This is a genomic window from Pseudomonas knackmussii B13 (assembly GCF_000689415.1).
Lineage (GTDB): Bacteria > Pseudomonadota > Gammaproteobacteria > Pseudomonadales > Pseudomonadaceae > Pseudomonas > Pseudomonas knackmussii.
The window spans coordinates 2,588,165-2,605,765 of the sequence record NZ_HG322950.1 but is presented as its reverse complement, the minus strand read 5'-3'; the positions used below and the strand labels follow the sequence as shown (position 1 = coordinate 2,605,765).

At 68.9% G+C, this 17,601-nt stretch carries 12 protein-coding genes; 5 read left to right on the top strand and 7 right to left on the bottom strand.

All coding sequences use genetic code 11. The features are described from left to right. The first annotated feature begins 25 nt into the window (after positions 1-25). The 3 genes from PKB_RS12330 (at position 26) to PKB_RS12320 (ending at position 5,684) form a co-directional block, all read left to right on the top strand. Entirely contained in the window at positions 26-1,678 is a 1,653-nt protein-coding gene (locus tag PKB_RS12330) for a VRR-NUC domain-containing protein (protein WP_043252106.1), read from the top strand. Then, positions 1,675-4,065, top strand: coding sequence for an ATP-dependent DNA helicase (locus PKB_RS12325; RefSeq protein ID WP_043252104.1), 2,391 nt, complete (start codon positions 1,675-1,677; stop codon positions 4,063-4,065). The genes PKB_RS12330 and PKB_RS12325 overlap by 4 nt, the downstream gene beginning before the upstream one ends. Before the next feature lie 122 nt (positions 4,066-4,187). Continuing rightward, on the top strand, positions 4,188-5,684 hold the full coding sequence (locus tag PKB_RS12320) for a sensor domain-containing diguanylate cyclase (protein ID WP_052355256.1): 1,497 nt from the start codon (positions 4,188-4,190) through the stop codon (positions 5,682-5,684). Here PKB_RS12320 and PKB_RS12315 read toward each other — a convergent pair. From PKB_RS12315 to PKB_RS12285, 7 genes are all read right to left on the bottom strand, one after another. Continuing rightward, positions 5,681-6,247, bottom strand: a complete 567-nt coding sequence (locus tag PKB_RS12315) for an START domain-containing protein (protein WP_242411224.1) — start codon at positions 6,245-6,247, stop codon at positions 5,681-5,683. The two genes, PKB_RS12320 and PKB_RS12315, sit on opposite strands and share 4 nt — an antisense overlap. Positions 6,248-6,302: 55 nt before the next feature. Further along, positions 6,303-7,103: an anti-sigma factor gene (locus tag PKB_RS12310; protein ID WP_043252102.1), complete on the bottom strand. Its 801-nt coding sequence runs from the start codon at positions 7,101-7,103 to the stop codon at positions 6,303-6,305. Next, positions 7,100-7,591, bottom strand: coding sequence for an RNA polymerase sigma factor (locus tag PKB_RS12305; protein ID WP_277914526.1), 492 nt, complete (start codon positions 7,589-7,591; stop codon positions 7,100-7,102). Before PKB_RS12305 ends, PKB_RS12310 begins: the two co-directional genes overlap by 4 nt. Positions 7,592-7,743: 152 nt before the next feature. Then, positions 7,744-8,301 (bottom strand): tetratricopeptide repeat protein, encoded by a 558-nt coding sequence (locus tag PKB_RS12300; protein WP_043252100.1) that lies wholly within the window; start codon positions 8,299-8,301, stop codon positions 7,744-7,746. A gap of 113 nt (positions 8,302-8,414) precedes the next feature. Beyond that, positions 8,415-8,702 carry a hypothetical protein gene (locus PKB_RS12295; protein WP_043252098.1) on the bottom strand — a complete coding sequence of 96 codons (288 nt, stop codon included), beginning with the start codon at positions 8,700-8,702 and terminating at the stop codon, positions 8,415-8,417. Between the two features lie 69 nt (positions 8,703-8,771). Next, on the bottom strand, positions 8,772-9,242 hold the full coding sequence (locus tag PKB_RS12290) for a GNAT family N-acetyltransferase (RefSeq protein ID WP_197539255.1): 471 nt from the start codon (positions 9,240-9,242) through the stop codon (positions 8,772-8,774). A 72-nt stretch (positions 9,243-9,314) separates the two neighbouring features. Further along, a complete protein-coding gene (locus PKB_RS12285) occupies positions 9,315-11,048 on the bottom strand; it encodes a sensor domain-containing diguanylate cyclase (RefSeq protein ID WP_043252096.1) in 1,734 nt (577 codons plus the stop codon). 239 nt (positions 11,049-11,287) lie between these two features. On the opposite strand from PKB_RS12285, the gene PKB_RS12280 reads away from it, so the two are divergent. Together PKB_RS12280 and PKB_RS12275 are read left to right on the top strand one after the other, a co-directional pair. Next, positions 11,288-12,979: a two-component system response regulator gene (locus PKB_RS12280; RefSeq protein ID WP_043252094.1), complete on the top strand. Its 1,692-nt coding sequence runs from the start codon at positions 11,288-11,290 to the stop codon at positions 12,977-12,979. Positions 12,980-13,090: 111 nt separating this feature from the next. Beyond that, positions 13,091-17,509: a PAS domain-containing hybrid sensor histidine kinase/response regulator gene (locus tag PKB_RS12275; protein WP_084166793.1), complete on the top strand. Its 4,419-nt coding sequence runs from the start codon at positions 13,091-13,093 to the stop codon at positions 17,507-17,509. Positions 17,510-17,601 lie beyond the last annotated feature (92 nt).

Here is a 17,601-nt window from a genome sequence, read left to right as displayed (position 1 = left end):
AAAAATACAGCCTTTGCCTTCAGACATGTCCGCCCTTTCCGACCCGCGTTTCTATTACCTCGCCAACTTCCACCGGGCCATTGCCTGGCTGGAGGAGCGTTACGACGACCTGTTCGACGCCGATGAACGCCGATTCCTCGCCGAATTCCAGCAAATGCCCCTGGAAAGCCGGGCCTTACTGGTACGGCTGGTCATGCGCAAGGGCCCGCACTTCCGTGCCAGCAAGCTGGACTATGCCGAGATCGGCTGCCCGCGCGCTGCCGCCGCGCCGCTGCTGGAGGCCGGCTGGCTGGACGGTCGCGCCGCACTAGGCCTGGAGGAGTTGTTCGGCCTGTTGCGCAAGGACGAGATCCTCGACTGCTTCGGTGCACGCCTGTCCAGCCGCCAGTTGCGCAAGCCGGAGCTGCTTGCCGAGCTCGCCGAGCAGGAGGCCGAGCCACGCCCCTTCGCCGACTGGTGCCCACAGCTGGATGACCCGGTCTACAGCCTGGCCATCGGCGAACGCATCGAGCGCCTGCGCCTGATGTTCTTCGGCAACCTGCATCAGGACTGGAGCGAGTTCGTCCTCGCCGACCTCGGCATCATGCGCTACGAGACGGTCCCGCTGACCCGCGAATCCCGTGGGTTCGCCAGCCGCGAGGAGATCGACGGGCACCTGTTCCTGCAACGCTGCCGCGAAGCCTTCGAGCTGGGCGCCGAGGCGCAAGAGCTGCTTCCGCTGATTGCCGCGCTCGACTGCTCCACCGCCAACCTGCAGCGCCGTCGCGGGCGCCTGCTGTACCACATCGGCCAGCAGCTGGAACGCGAAGCCGACTGGGAGGGTGCGCTGCCCGTCTACGCCGCCAGCGGCCACGCCGCCGCGCGGCAACGCCAGGTGCGCGTGCTGGAACGCCTGGAGCGGCATGCCGATGCCTATGAACTGGCCGTGCAGGCCGAAGCCGAGCCGCAGGACGCCGCCGAAGCCCAGCTGATCGAGCGCGCCCTGGTCCGCCTGCGCCGCCAGCTCGGCCTGGCCCAGCCGGCGAAAACCAAGGCCGCGCCGCCCGCGCGCATCGACCTGGAACTGGAGCCAGTGCCCGGCCTGAGCGTCGAGCAATGTGTGCAACTGCACCTGCAGCGTCCCAATGCCCCGGTGCACTACGTGGAGAACACGCTGATCTGCAGCCTGTTCGGCCTGCTCTGCTGGGACGTGGTCTTCGCGCCCCTGCACGGCGCCTTCTTCCACCCCTTCCACAGCGGGCCGGCGGACCTCTTCGACAGCCGCTTCCGCTCTCGCCGCGCGGAACTGTTAGCGGCGCGCCTGGCGCTGCTCGACAGCGATGCCTACGCCGACGAGATGCGCCGCATCCACCGCGCCAAGCAGGGCCTGCAGTCGCCCTTCGTCTATTGGGAGCTGCTCGACGAAAACCTGCTGGAACAGGCCCTGGCCTGCCTGCCGGCGGCGCACCTGAAGGCCTGGTTCGAGCGCCTGCTGCAGGACCTGCAGGCCAACCGCGCCGGGATGCCCGACCTGATCCAGTTCTACCCCGCCGAAGGGCGCTACCGGATGATCGAGGTGAAAGGCCCCGGCGACCGCCTGCAGGACAACCAGAAACGCTGGCTGACCTTCTGCGCCGAGCACGGCATGCCGGTGGAGGTCTGCTACGTGACCTGGGCTGGCGCGGACGACGCGGTATGAACTATCAGGTCGCGGTGCGCGCGCTCTGCGAGTTCACGGCCAAGGTCGGCGACCTCGACCTGCGCTTCACCCCCTCGCCCACCGCCCAGGAAGGCATGGCCGGGCACGCCACCGTGGTCGGCCGCCGCGGCCCCGGCTACTGCGCCGAACTACCGCTGGCCGGCGCCTACCGCAACCTGGTGGTGCGCGGCCGCGCCGACGGCTACGACCCGGCGCGCAACTGCCTGGAAGAGATCAAGACCCATCGCGGCGACATCGCGCGCATCCCCGACAACCACCGCCAGCTGCACTGGGCCCAGGTGAAGGTCTACGGCTGGCTGCTTTGCGCCTTGCAGGACCTCGAGGAAATCGACCTGGCGGTGGTCTACTTCAACGTCATGACGCAGAAGGAGACGGTGTTCCAGGAAAGCTTCACGGCTGACGAGTTGCACGCCTTCTTCGAGCTGCAGTGCCAGCGCTTCATCGTCTGGGCCGAACGCGAGATGGCCCACCGCGAGGCGCGCGACCGGGCCCTGGAAACACTGCAATTCCCCTGGCCGCAGTTCCGCCACGGCCAGCGCCAGCTCGCCGAAGCCGTGTACCGCGCCGCCCGCGATGGCCGTCACCTGATGGCGCAGGCCACCACCGGCATCGGCAAGACCCTCGGCACCCTCTTCCCGCAGCTCAAGGCCATGCCCGGCCAGGGCCTGGACCGGCTGTTCTTCCTCAGCGCCAAGACCCCGGGCCGGCGCCTGGCGCTCGAAGCCCTGGCCAGCCTGCGCCAAGACGACCCGCACCTGCCGCTGCGAGTGCTCGAACACGTGGCCCGCGACAAGGCCTGCGAACACCCGGACAAAGCCTGCCACGGCGACTCCTGCCCGCTCGCCAAGGGCTTCTACGACCGCCTGCCGGCCGCGCGCCAGGCCGCCCTGGACAGTGCCTGGCTGGACCAGGCGCGGGTCCGCGAAGTGGCCCGCGAACACGCCATCTGCCCTTACTACCTGAGCCAGGAACTGAGCCGCTGGGCCGACCTGGTGGTCTGCGACTACAACTACTACTTCGACATGAGCGCCCTGCTCTACGCGCTCACCGCGCTCAACGAGTGGAAAGTGGCGCTGCTGGTGGACGAGGCGCACAACCTGGTCGAGCGCGGCCGCAAGATGTACACGGCCGAGCTTGACCAGGCCGACTTCCAGGACCTGCGCCGCGTCGCCCCGGCCAAGCTGAAGGGCGCGCTGGAGCGCGTCGGCCGCCACTGGAACCAGCTGCACCGCGACCAGGAAGTGGAATACCAGGTCTACCCGCTGGCGCCCGAGCTGTTCATCCTCGCGCTGCAAAAGGCCGTGACGGCGATCACCGACCACCTCAGCGAGCAACCCGACGGCAACAGCCTCGAACTGCTGAGCTTCTACCTCGATTCCATGGCCTTCTGCCGCCTGGCCGAAGCCTTTGGCGAGCATTCGATCTTCGACATCACGCGCCGCGAGAGCGAAAGCGGCCGGGTCTACTCGACCCTCTGCCTGCGCAACGTGATCCCCGCGCCCTTCCTCGCCCCGCGCTTCGAGGAGGCGCACAGCTGCACGCTGTTCTCCGCCACCCTGACACCGGCGCACTACTACCGCGACCTGCTCGGCCTGCCGCAGGACAGCGCCTGGCTCGACGTCGAGTCGCCGTTCCGCGCCGAACAGCTCAGCGTGCAGGCGGTGCGCAATCTCTCCACCCGCTACCAGCACCGCGCGCAGTCGGTGCGACCGATCTGCGAGCTGATGGCGCGGCAGTACCACGAGCGGCCGGGTAACTACCTGGCCTTCTTCAGCAGCTACGCCTACCTCGAACAGGTGCGTGAGCGCTTCGTCCGCGACGAGCCGGACGTGCCGGTCTGGGTTCAGGCGCGCAACATGGACGAGACGGCGCGCGAAGGCTTCCTCGAACAATTCCGCGAAGGCGGTCGCGGCATCGGTTTCGCCGTGCTCGGCGGCGCCTTCGGCGAAGGCATCGACCTGCCGGGCGAGCGCCTGATCGGCGCCTTCGTCGCCACCCTCGGACTGCCCCAGGTCAACCCGGTGAACGAGGAAATCCGCCAGCGCATGCACAGCCAGTTCGGCGACGGCTACGACTACACCTATCTCTACCCCGGCCTGCAGAAGGTCGTGCAAGCAGCAGGCCGGGTGATCCGCACCCAGCAGGACCAGGGCGTGGTCTGGTTGATCGACGACCGCTTCGGCCAGGGCGCGGTGCGCCAGTTGCTGCCGCGCTGGTGGAAGGTCGAGAGCTGCCGCCTGGCCTTGCCGCCGCCGGAGGCCGAACCGGTCTCGCGGTCGACGACCTCCCAGGCGCCCAAGAGGCCAAGCCGTGAGCGCCCGCGTCCCGCGCAGCGCCAGGGCGAACTGGGCTTCGACGAAGGTTGAGGCGGATCAGTCTTCGATCGGCCCCGGCGTGCAACAATCTGGCTACCTGCTATATGCGATGAAGGCTCTGATTTAGTTGTCAGGCCATTCGCCCGGGCACCCGTCCGGCGAACCCAATCGCAATGGGCCCGTCCGCCATGCTGTTCCGCCGCCCCCATGTCATTCTCTACATCAGCCTGGCCCTGGCCGTGGCGATCTCGGCACTGACCGCCGCAGTCATCCTGCAGATGCGCCAGGACGCCCTGGCAATCGCGCGTGACAGCGGCCACAACATCGCCTTGCTGGTCGAGCGCGACCTCAAGCACAACCTCGATGCCTACGACCTGGCTTTGAACACGGTGCTCCACGCCTATCGCGAACCGAGCGTACTGGCGCTGCCGGCGACGGTGCGCAACGCGCTACTGCAGGACTACGTGGCGACCACCAAGGGCATGGGCTCGATCTTTCTCACCGACGAAAACGGCAAGGTCATCTTCCAGTTCGGCAAACGCATGCCGCAGCCGGCCAGCCTTGCGCTGAACGAGCTCTTCGCCAGCCAGCGCATCGCCGGCGACGATGCGTTGCACATCAGCCAGCCGTTCCTGCCGCTGGTCGAGGGGGCCCAGCGCAGCATCGCCGTCAGCCGCCGCCTTAGCACATCCGACGGCAGTTTCGCCGGGGTGGTGGTGGCCACCCTGGAACTGGACTACCTGCGCGAACAGTTCAGCGGGTTGTCCCTGGGCAAAGGCGGCGAGGTCACCTTGCGCATGCTCGACGGCACGCCCCTGGTGCGCTGGCCGGTGCTCGACACGCCCATTCCCGACGACCGCGACACGCCTGCGTTCAGCCGTTTCCTGCTGTCCAGCCGCGGCGACTTCATCGAGACATCGCACGTCGATGGCCAGCGAAGCTGGTACAGCTTTCGCCGCGTCGGCAACTACCCGCTGGTGTTCAGCGTCGCCCTGCCGGAGCAGCAGATCTTCCTGCGCTGGCGGCTGCGCGCCTGGACCATTGGCCTTTTGGCCGCCGGGCTGGACCTCGCCATCATTGGCCTGGCGCTACTCGCCGCACGCCAGATGCGCAAGCGCACGGCGCTGGTCAGCGAATTGCGCGAGGAAGCCCACACCGACGCGCTCACCGGCCTGAACAACCGCCGCGCCTTCGACCGCCGGGCCGCCGAAGAGTGGTCACGCACGCAGCGCAGCGGCGAGCCGCTGGCCCTGCTGATGCTCGATATCGACATGTTCAAGGCCTACAACGACCACTACGGCCACCCACAGGGCGACGTGGCCCTGCGGCTAGTGGCACAGACCATAGGTGGCCTGGCGCGACGCCCCAGCGACTTCGCCGCCCGCTACGGTGGCGAGGAGTTCGTGGTCCTGCTGGGCGACAGCGACCTGGCCAAGGCCCTGGCGCTCGGCGAGCAGATCCGCGCCGCCGTACAGGCCCGCAGCCTGCCCCACGAACGCGGGCCGCTGGGCATCCTGACGCTGAGCGTGGGCGTAGCCAGCACCTCCGAATGCTCCGCAGGGAGTCTGGAAGAACTGCTGGAAGCGGCGGATGGGGCGCTCTATCGGGCCAAGTCCGAAGGTCGCAACCGCGTCGCCAGCTACAGCGCAGACGCGGTCGCAGCCCACTAGGGCGTGCGCGGCGCCTGGCGCTCTGCCACCGCGCGCAAGGTGCGCAGGGTGTCCAGCGGCGCATCCACCACGAAGCTGTTGGCCAGCCAGGACGGCACGCTGCCGCCGGGTTCGGCGCGCATCTGGTAGGTCACCCGGGTGCGCCCGTCGGGCAGCGGCGCCAGTTGCCAGATACCGGCCAGCATGGGCACGCGGATCTGCCCCGGCACCGGCGGCAGGTAGTCCGGCACTGCCTGGATACGGCGCAACAGGCCGCCGTCGTCGCTGTGCTGAGTCGTCACCCGCAGCACCATGTCGCGCGGCTGCGTCGGCCACGGCAGCTCGGTGCGCATGTAGAGCCAGACGTCATCGCCGCTGGCCTTGAGCAGGCGCAGCTCGGCGCAGGCATACAGCCATTTGCAGGCGACCCGCAGGTTTTCCTGCAGGTCGACCAGGGTCTGCACGTTGGCGCGGATATCGACCACCCCGCGATAGCTCTGGTACTGCGAGCCGGGCACCGGACTCAGGTAGACGCGGATGCCGTCCTCTTCACGGGACAGGCGCCAGCGCTCCTGCGCACTCACCTGCCCTCCTGCTGCGCAGAGCAGCAGGAGGGGGGGGGGGCCACCAGCAGCCGTTTCATGCCCCACCGCCCGTCCCCAGGCGTTCGCGCAGGCCGGCCGCCATGGATTGCAGGGCCTGGGCCGGGCTATGGCCGATCAGCAGGTAAGCGTGCCGGGCATCCTTCCAGTAGACCAGGTTCATGCCTTCGCGACGCTCCTGCTCCAGGGCCGCCGGCTGCCCGTCGCCGCGGGTGATGCACAGCGCCATGGGGCCGTAGCGCTCGTCCAGGTAGGTCAGCTGGGCGATGGGCACGCCGTCGTACTCGAGGATCTGCGCGCGGCGCAGGCTGGCGCCGTCCAGGTCCAACGCCGGCGCCGGCAGGGCCAGGTCCAGGCGCGCGCCTACCGCGTTGAGCTGCGCCTGGCGGGTATCCAGGTCGCCCGGCAAATGGTCGAGGGTCTGTACGGTGTACAGCGACATGTAGTCGGCCACGCGCTGGCGCCAGCTGGACGATTCGTCGTGCTGCGCCGCGAGGCCGCCGAGCAGCAGGTGGTCGAGGGCCATGCCCAGCACCAGGCAGGCGGCGGCCGCCAGCGCCAGGCCGCGGCGACCGATACCGCGCGGCGCCGGCTCCGCCGGTGGCAGGGCAGCCAGTCCGGCGCCCAGGCGCTCCATGGGAGCCTGCTGCAGCAATTGGTCGAAGGCTTCGGCCAGCCCCCGGTCGCCCTGGCACAGGAGGTCGAAGCGCTGGGCCAGTTCGGCGTCTTCAGCGAGTTTCAGCTCGATCTCGCGGGCCTGGGCGAAGTCCAGCTCGCCATCGATGAAGGCCACCAGGGTTTCGTCGGACACCCGCGGGTAATTGTCACGTTCGCTCATCGCGGACCTCCCCTGGCAAGCTCCGCGTCTTCTGCCGCGGCATCCGCCAGTTTCAAGCGCGCCGCCGCCAGGCGGCTCATCACGGTGCCGATGGGCACCCCGAGAATCTGCGCCACCTCGCGGTAGCTGAGACCCTCGATGTAGGCGAGGAACAGCGTCTCGCGCTGCGCCTCGGGCAGTTCCGCCACGCGCCGCAGGACCTGCCCGGCAAGCACTTCGGCCTGGGCCTGGCGCTCGCCGTCGAAGACCAGTTCGCCCTCGGCATCGACCACCCCGAAGCCGCTGCGCACCCGCCGTGCGCGCACTTCGTTCAGCCAGATCGAGCGCAGGATGGTGAACAGCCAGCGGTCCAGCCGGCTCCCCGCGGTGAATTGCGCGGCGCGCTCCAGGGCGCGCACGCAGGTGGCCTGCACCAGGTCGTCAGCGACGTGCGTCTGCCGCGACAGGACCATGGCGTAGCGCCACAGGCGCGCCAGGTGCTGGCCAATCTCGGTGCGGATATCCGCTGGCTGTGCGATGGTCGCCTCCGCGATGCTGCGCAGCCGCCTGCTCGGCGGCGCGGGTGGATGACGCTCGGTCGCGGCAGCCGGGGCCCGCGGATGCTCCCATGGCGAAGGCCGCAGGGGCTGGGGGAGCTCTCTCATAGCTGCCGTGACTGATCGATGGCCTCGGCCAGATCACGATACTCCTCGCAACCGGTGCCGCAGATGCCGCGGATGCTCTGCAGCTGCTCGCGGGCCAGGTCCAGGCGACCCTTGGTCACGTAGGCTTCGCCGAGGTACTCGCGCACCTTGGCGTAATGCGGATCCAGGCGTACCGATTGCTGATAGTAGCCGATGCCTTCGTCGACGCGGCCCAGCTTGCGCGTGGCGTAGCCGCGGTAGTTGAGCGCCTCGGGGGTGTTCGGTTGGCGCAGGGTGTCGAGCAGCGCCAGGGCCTCCTGGTAACGGCCGGCCTTGGCCAGGCGATAGGCGTATTCGGCGCGGTCGGCGTCCGGCAGGCGGCTGCTGGTCTGGTCCAGGCAGCGCTGCTCGGCGGAGTCGCGCACCTGGCCGGCCGGGCAATCGGGGGCAAGCTTGTTCTTGTTGTCGTCGTCACTGCCGCCGCCACTGGCCGAAACCGGCCCAGCGTGGAGGGCGGCGCCGAGGCAGGCCAGCAACAGCAACGAAGGAAAACGCAGGAAAGGACGCGGGCTCATCACGGTATCTCCGGGCATTGGCGGGATAGCTAGCAATGAACACCGCAGCGAGGCGGATTATTCGCTGCCGAAGCGAGTTTTTTCGTCCGCTCGCTCCGGCACTCGGCGCAGCCTCAGCCCAGCAGCTCCGGCTCGACCATGTCGGACTCGAAGCTCAGCCAGCCGCCCTTGGGGTCGGCCTGGCCGTCGACGATCGGACCGTAGTAGGCCAGGCCGTTGTCCAGGGTCACGCAGACGTGGGTGGCTTCTTCCGGCGCCGCCAGCTGGCCGTTGAAGCTCAGCTCGAAGACGCCCGGCGACAGGGTGCGCAGGCCGACATCGATGGAGGGATTGTCGACGGCCTCGGTTTCACGCCCCCAATGCTCGGCGCTGACGGTCACGGTGGCGGTGTATCGGGGCATGGAGGGCTCCAGGGAAGAGAAAAACGGGCCGCCAATCTGCCCGCCGGCAGCGCTGCTGGCAAGTCCCGTTCAGGCCCCCGCCGGTGGCACGCGGAAACGCAGGCGCAGATGCGGCCAGTGCGGTGGCTCGTTGACCAGCGCCGGCCGTGCATCCACCGGCAGCAGCTCGGTCCAGAACGCCAGCGCCCGGCGGTTCGCCGGCAACACGCTCAACGCCCAGTCGCCAGGATGCGCAGCGAACAGCGCAAGCACCGCTGCCCGGCCGACACCCTGCCGACGAAAGGCGGCGGCGACATAGAACTCGGCCATTTCGAAACGGCCCTCCTCGTCCAGCCAGCGCACCAGGGCAAAGCCGGCCAGCGCGCCGTCGGCGCGGATCAGGTAGGGAAAGCGGCCGGCCTCGACCCAATACAGCGCCAGGTACGGATAGGCCAGCATGCCCACGCCCAGCTCGCGCAGGTAGACCGGCAGCATGGCGGCCAGCAGCGGCTCTTCTTCGGGCGCGGCAAGCCGCACCTCGACCTGGATACTTGCGCTCACGGCCCGCCTCGCCCCGTCACCTGTGTTCCCTGACGTTAGCCGATCGCCGCAGCCGCCACCGCGCCGGGAGGCTCAGAGCGCCTCGATGCGATTGCGCCCGTTCTGCTTGGCCCGGTACAGCGCCATGTCGCTGCGGGAAAGCACGGCTTCCACCGAGGTGTCGTCGGCGCTCATGGCGGCTACGCCGATGCTGATGGTCAGCGGGATGCGCTCGCCATCCAGGACCAGCGGCGACTCGTCCAGTTGCTGCTGCAGGCGCTGGGCGAAGGTGATGGCGCTTTCGCGGTCGGCATCGCTCAGGACCACGGCGAACTCCTCGCCGCCCATGCGCCCGGCGCTGTCGTTGCGCCGGATGATGCCGGCCAGGATGGTCGCGAAGTGGCGCAGCGCGTGGTCGCCCACCGCATGGCCCCAGCGGTCGTTGATCGCCTTGAAGTGGTCGAGGTCGCACATCAGGATCGCCGCGCTGCGCTCGCTGGCGCGCTGCACCCGGGCCAGCTCCGACTCCAGGTGGAGCATGAAGCAGCGGCGGTTGGGCAGTTGCGTGAGGAAGTCGGTGGTGGCGAACACCTGCAGCTCGGCTTCGATGCGCTTGCGCTCGGTGGCGTCGGTGATGAAACCGTGCCAGATCACCCCGCCATCGGGCTGGCGGCTGGGGTGCGCGCTGCCCTGGCGCCACTGCACGCCCTGCCCCGGCAGTTGCACGCGGTACTCCAGCGACCAGGGCACCAGATCCTTGGCCGAGGCCTCGAGCGAGGCCTGGTAGCGAGGCAGGTCCTCGGGGTGGATGAGCGCGCGGATGCGTTCGGCGGGCACCTCGGCCATCTGCTCCGGGCTCAGGCCGAAGATCTCCTGGCTGCCCGCGCTGACATAGGGGAAGCGTGCCGTGCCGTCGGGCTTGCGCTGGAACTGGAAGACCATCCCGGGGATTTCGTTGGTCAGGTTGGTCAGCAGCTCGATCCCCTGGCGCAGCCGCTCGGACATCTCGCGCAGGGCGGTGATGTCGGTGGTGGTGCCGATCATGCGCAGCGCACGGCCTGATGGATCGCGCTCGACCACCTTGCCGCGGCTGGACACCCACATATAGCTGCCGTCCTTGCGGCGGATTCGGTGTTCCACCTCGTAGAGCGGCGTGCGCTGCTCGAAATGCGCCAGGATGGTGGCCCGCACGTAGCCGAGGTCGTCCGGGTGGATACGCGTGTAGCTTTCGTCGACGCTGTCGCCGACCTCCGTCTCGTCGTAGCCCAGCAGCGCCTTCCAGCCGGTGGAGTAATGGATCTTGCCGCTGGGCACGTCGCGATCCCAGAGACCGGTGCCGCTGCCATCCAGGGCCAGCGCCATGCGCCGTTCGCTTTCGCGCAGGCGCGCCTCGACGCGATCCTGGCTGAGGATGGCCATGGCCAGCGCGGCGAATTCGCCCAGGGCTTCCTGTTGCGGCGCATCGAATTCGCGCAATTGCTCGTCGAACAGGTGCAGTACGCCCAGCGCTTCCCCCTGCGGGTCGAGCAAGGGCTGCACCAGATGCAGGCGCAGGCGCCTCGCCAGCCCACGCCAGCGCCGGTCGCTGCGCAGGTCGCGCACTTGCGCAAGGCCCGAGGCACAGGCCAGGTCGCCGTCCAGGCTGCACAGGCAATCGACCTCTGCAGCGGCCAGGCCAACGCTGCCGCACAACTGCGCCGATGCCGCGCCCGTACGGGTCACCGCCGCCGCGCTTACCGCGAAATGGCGCAACGCCAGGCGCAACAGGCCTGCATAGCGTGGCTCTCCGGCGCTCTCCGACGCCCTTTCAGCACCTACCGACTGCATCTGCACACCGCTCGCTAAGGCACAAGGGGAGCTGTCCTAGGAATATTCGGACAATTGCTCGCAATCTAACCATAATGGCAATCTGGCGTCATCGCTGGCCATCGGTAATTCTCTCCACGTCATCGCCCGCTGCCTGGCGGCCAGAGACCGCAGGCGACGGCGCCCTGATGCAGGATTGATACGCTGGTCTAGCCTGATCCGACAGACACTTCGTTCAGATGTGCGCGCGGAGCGAGGGAATGCCCGAAGACACTCAGCCTTTCGACACGATCATCCTGATCGTCGATGACCAGGTCAGCGACATCCAACTGCTCGGCGAGGCCGCCAAGGGGCTGGGTGTCATCCATTTCGCCAGCAATGGCTGGCAGGCCCTGGAGATGGCCCGGCGGCTGCGCCCGGACGTCATCCTGCTGGACATCGAGATGCCCGACATGGACGGCTTCGAGGTCTGCCAGGCACTGATGGCCGACCCCAAGCTGTGCGATGCCGCGGTCATCTTCGTCACCGCCTACAACCAGGTTTCCCACGAACTGCGTGCCCTGCAGCTGGGCGGCGTGGACTTCATCTCCAAGCCGCTGAACCTGCCGGTCGCCCGCGCGCGCATCCGCACCCACACGCGGCTGCGGCGGATGGCGAAGATCCTCGCCAACCAGGACCCGCTGACCAACCTGCCGAACCGCCTGCTGCTCACCGACCGCCTGGCCCAGGCCATCGAGTCCGCGCGACGCAGCGGCCAGCGCGTCGGCCTGCTGCTGCTCGACCTGGACAACTTCAAGGCGGTCAACGACGGCGAAGGTCACGCCATCGGCGACGCCATCCTGCAGGAAACCGCGCGCCGGCTGACCGAGCACTCGCGGACGATGGACACCGTGTGCCGGCCCGGCGGCGACGAGTTCGTCATCCTCCTGCCGGAGGTGCAGGGCTTCGAGGCCGTCGGCGACTACGCCGAGCGCCTGCAGGCGCTGATCGGCGAACCCTACGTCGTGCGCAACAACAGCTATCACCTCTCGGCCAGCATCGGCATCAGCCTCTACCCCGACGACAGCCAGGACCCGGAGTCGCTCTACCGGCATGCCGACAGCGCCATGTACCAGGCGAAAACCTCCGGGCGAAACGGCTACTGCTTCTTCTCCTCGGACATCGAGCAGCGCATGCGCGCCCGCCACCTGCTCGACCGCAACATGCGCCTGGCCCTGGAGCTGGGCGTGTTCGAGGTGTTCTACCAGGCCAAGGTCGCCGCCGCTGACCAGCACATCGTCGGCGTCGAGGCGCTGATCCGCTGGCGCAACGGCGAAGGCCGGCTGATCCCGCCCGCGGAGTTCATTCCGCTGGCCGAGGAAACCGGGCTGATCGTGCCCATCGGCCAGCAGATCCTCCTGCGCGCCTGCCAGGACACGCGGCGCTGGAACGACGCCGGCCACGACCTGCGGGTCAGCGTGAACATCTCCGCCGTGCAGTTCCGCGACGAGCGCTTCGTCTCCCAGGTCGCCGACATCCTCGCGCAGACCGGCGTGCAGCCGCAGCGAGTGGAGCTGGAGATCACCGAAGGCGTGCTCGCCAGCGACAGCCTGGGCTCGCGCCAGACCCTGGCCGCCCTGCGCGAACTGGGCGTGCGCATCGCCATCGACGATTTCGGCACCGGCTATTCCAGCCTGGCCTACCTCAAGCGCTTCCCGGTGGATGTACTGAAGATCGACCAGAGCTTCGTCCGCGACATGCTCCACGACCACAGCGACGCCGCCATCATCCAGGCCATCGTCATGCTCGGCGAGGCCCTCGACCTGGAACTGGTGGCCGAGGGGGTGGAGACCCGCGCCCAGGAGCAAGCCCTCCTCGCACTGGGTTGCAACGTCATGCAGGGCTATCTGTACTGCCGGCCGATTCCCTGCGAGGCGATGACCGAACTGTTGCTCACCGGCCTGCCGCACTGAAGCGGCGCCAGCTGCCTTCGTTCCCCCTGATCAGGAAAGTACCGGGTGAAAACGACGACGCCAGGCAATCTGAAATTCAACCGCTGGGCCTGGGCGGCCCTGGCCCTGGGCATGTTCTGCTCCGCGCTGGGCGCCGTGCTGTTGCAGCACAGCAACCAGCAGCAGGCCGCCAGCGCCGTGGCGCAGGAGGCGCAACGCCTGGCCGACACCGTGCTGAGCCGCATCGCGCTGTACCAGTACGGGTTGCGCGGCGCGCGTGGCGCGGTGCTCACCGCCGGCGAGGACGGCATGAGCCGCGCACTGTTCCTGCGCTACAGCCGGACTCGCGACCTCACGCGCGAGTTCGTCGGCGCCCGGGGCTTCGGCTTCATCCGCCGGGTGCCGCACGAGCGCGAGGAAAGCTTCCTGCGCCAGGCCCGCGAAGACGGCGCGCCCGACTTCGCCATCCGCGAGCTGAGCGCCAATCCGGGCGAGCGCTACGTCATCCAGTACATCGAGCCGCAAGCCTCGAACCTGCAGGCGGTGGGCCTGGACATCGCCTCCGACGACAGTCGCCGGCAGGCCGCAGTGGCCGCCATGCGCAGCGGCGAGGCACGCCTGACCGCGCCGATCACGCTGGTCCAGGCCACGGGCGAATCCCTGCAGTCGTTCCTCTTCCTGATGCCGATCTACCGGGGCGGCGTGACGCCAGCGAGCGTCGACGAGCGCGAACGCCAATTGTTCGGCTGGAGCTACGCGCCGCTGCTGATGAGCGAAGTGCTCGCCAACCTGCTGCCCAGCAGCGAAGACGTGTATTTCCAGCTCAGTGACATCACCGAAGGCGCCCCGGTGCGCACCTTCTTCACCGGCAGCGACGATGCCAAGGCGCCACGCCTGTTCAACCAGGTGCTGCAGCGCGAGGTGTTCGGCCGGCACTGGCAGATCGAATTCGGCGCCCACCCGGCATTCGTCCAGCGCCTGCACCAGGTATCGCCGCTGCTGGCCTTCGCCCTCGGCAGCCTCGCCAGCCTGCTGCTCGCCGCCCTGCTCGGCGCGGTCTCGGTGAGCCGCCGGCGCCGCCACAACATCGTCGAGCAGCAGGCGCGCCTGGCCGCCATCGTCGAATCCTCGAACGACGCCATCATCGGCACCGACCTGCGCGGCGAGATCAGCACCTGGAACGCCGGTGCCGAAAAGCTCTTCGGCTACAGCGCCGAACAGGCCGTCGGCCGCTCCATCGCGCAGCTACTGGTGCCCCAGGAAGCCGCCGAGGAGGAAAGCCGCATCCTCGCCGTGGTCGCCCGTGGCGAAAGCGTCCAAAGCTTCGATACCCAGCGTTTGCACCAGGACGGCCGGCGGATTGACGTTTCGGTCAGCGTGGCGCCGATTCGCGGGCGCAAGGGCAACGTCGTCGGCGCCTCCAAGACCCTGCGCGACATCACTGCCAAGAAGGCTGCCGAGGCGCGCATCTACGAACTCAACAGCAACCTCGAACTGCAGGTGGCGGCGCGTACTGCCGAGCTGCACGAGTCGAACCTGCTGCTGAGCAGCGTGCTGCGCTCGGCTTCCGAACTGTCGATCATCGCCACCGACGTGCAGGGCAACATCCGCATCTTCAACCAGGGAGCGGAGCGTCTGCTCGGCTACAGCGCCGACGAGATGGTCGGCCGGCACACGCCCAGGAAACTGCACGTCGAAGAGGAGCTGGAACTGCGCGCCGCGCAACTGAGCCGCGAGCTCGACGAGTCGGTCGAGGGCTTCCACGTGCTTTCCCGCCCGGCCGAGCGCGACGGCGCCGAAGTGCGCGAGTGGACCTATGTGCGCAAGGACGGCTCGCGCGTGCCGGTGAACCTGATGGTCACGGCGATCCGCGACGACCAGGGCAGCCTCACCGGCTACCTCGGCATCGCCACCGACATCACCGAGCGCAAGGCCGCCGAGGAGCGCCTCAAGTCGGCCCGCGACCAGCTGGCGCTGGCCGCCGAAGTGGCCAACCTGGGCATCTGGAGCTGGGACCTGGCCGACGACTCGCTGCAGTGGAACGAACACATGTTCGCCCTCTACGAACAGTCGCCGCGCCTGGCCGGCGCCGGCCTGAACTTCGAGCACTGGCGCGAGCGCCTGCACCCGCAGGATCGCCAGGCCACCCTCGACAGCCTGTGGGCGGCCGTCGAAGGCAGCGGCGCCTACGTGCCGACCTTCCGCCTCGTCCTGCCCAGCGGACGGGTGCGCTACGTCCAGGCCGGCGCGCGGGTCGAGCGCGCGGCCGACGGCACGCCGCTGCGCGTCACCGGGATCAACCTCGACATCACCCACGAGCGCGAGATGCAGGCCACTCTGCGCCTGGCCAAGGAGCAGGCCGACGCCGCCAACGCGGCCAAGTCGTCGTTCCTGGCCAACATGAGCCACGAGATCCGTACCCCGATGAACGCCGTGCTGGGCATGCTCTACCTGACCCAGCAGACCCACCTCGACGCCCGCCAGCGCGACTACGTGGACAAGGCGCACTCCGCCGCCACCTCCCTGCTCGGCCTGCTCAACGACATCCTCGACTACTCCAAGATCGAGGCCGGCAAGCTGCAGCTGGACCTGCACCCCTTCGAGCCGGAAACCCTGCTGCGCGATCTCGCCGTGGTGCTCTCGGGCAACCTCGGCGACAAGGATGTCGAAGTGCTCTTCGACCTCGATCCGGCACTGCCCGGCAGCCTGCTCGGCGATGCCCTGCGCCTGCAGCAGATCCTCATCAACCTCGCCGGCAACGCCATCAAGTTCACCAGCCGCGGCCAGGTGGTGGTCAGCGTCCACCCGCTGCGCCGCGAGGGCGACTGCCTGCATCTGCGCATTGCCGTCAGCGACAGCGGTATCGGCATCAGCGAAGAACAGCTGCAGCGCATCTTCGAGAGCTTCACCCAGGCCGAAGCCTCCACCACCCGGCGCTTTGGCGGCACGGGCCTGGGGCTGTTCATCTGCCAGCGCCTGGTCGAGCTGATGGGTGGCAAGCTGCAGGTGGAGAGCCGCCTGGGCGTCGGCAGCCGGTTCTGGTTCGACCTGCCGCTGCCGGTCGTTGCCGAGACCGTGGCCAAAGCACCGGCCACGGCCCCGCAGCGCCCCCTGCGCCTGCTGGTGGCCGACGACAACGCCAGCGCCGGCGAAGTGCTGGTGCGCACCTGCGAAGCCCTCGGCTGGCGGGCCGACCTGGTCAGCGGCGGGCTGTATGCGGTGCTGCATTACCGCGAGGCACGGCGGCAGGGCATCGACTACGACGTGGTGCTGATGGACTGGCGCATGCCCGACCTCGACGGCCTGCAGGCTGCCCGGCAGATCCAGCGCGAGGCCAGCCCGCTGGCGCCGCCGACCATCATCATGATCACCGCCTACGGCCGCGAAGTGCTGGCCAACGAGCAGGACGGGCCGAGCGCGCCCTTCATGGACTTCCTGACCAAGCCGGTGACGCCACGGCAACTGGCCGACTCGGTGCGCCAGGTGCTCGGCGAGCTGCCCGCGCCCGCCGCCCCTGCGCCGCGGGAGAAGCCGCGGCGGCTGGCCGGACGGCGCCTGCTGGTGGTGGAGGACAACGCGCTAACCCGCCAGGTCGCCGCCGAGCTGCTGGCCAGCGAAGGCGCCACCGTACTGCTGGCCGAGGACGGGTTGGCCGGGGTGAGCCAGGTCTGCGCCGTCGCCACGCCGCCGGATGCGGTGCTGATGGACATGCAGATGCCCGGCATCGACGGCCTGGAAGCGACCCGGCGGATCCGCGCGGACGGCCGCTTCGCCGAGCTGCCGATCCTCGCCATGACCGCCAACGCCTCCCAGGCCGACCGCCAGGCGTGTCTCGACGCCGGGATGAACGACCACATCGCCAAGCCGATCGACAAGGAACAGCTGGTGCGCTGCCTGCTCGCCCAGCTTGGCGCGCCGGCAATCCCCGGCGAACTGCGCGTGGCATCCAGCACCACCGGCCTGGTGGAAAGCCGCGAAGCGATCCTCGACCGCTTCGGCGGTGACGAGCAGCTTGTCGTGCGGGTGCTGCGCACCTTCGAGCCGGAAATGGAAAAGCTCCTCGCGCGCCTGGAACAGCAGCAGTTGGCCGGCGACGCGGAAACCCTCGCCGGCACCCTGCACACGCTCAAGGGCAGCGCCGGCACCATGGGCGCCCGCGTGCTCGGCGAGCGCGCCGCGGCGCTGGAGGCCGAACTGCTGCAACGCGCCACCGAAGATCCGCGCGCCAACCTGGAGCCACAATGCATCCAGGAACTGCGCCAGTTGCTCGGCAGCAGCGTGCTCGAGTTGCAGGGGCAGTTCAGCCCCCCCGATCCCTTCGCGACGCCAGGCGAGCGCCCGGCGTTGAGCCGGCCGCAGGCGCGCCAGCGGCTCGACGAAGTCCTCATGCTGCTGGAGGCCGGCAACCTCGAAGCCGTCGCCCGTTTCGACGCCCTGGCGCGCCACCAGCATCCCTGGCCGAAGCACTTCAAGCGCCTGCACGAGCGCATCCAGTCGCTCGACTTCGGCAGCGCGCTGCGGATCGGCCGGGAAATGTTCGAAGAGCTCTGAATCCACTGCCCCGGGCGGCCCGGACGGCTGGACGCTGGCGGGCCGCCTCCCTACACTGGCCCTTGGCCATAACTCGGGCAACGCACTTCTCC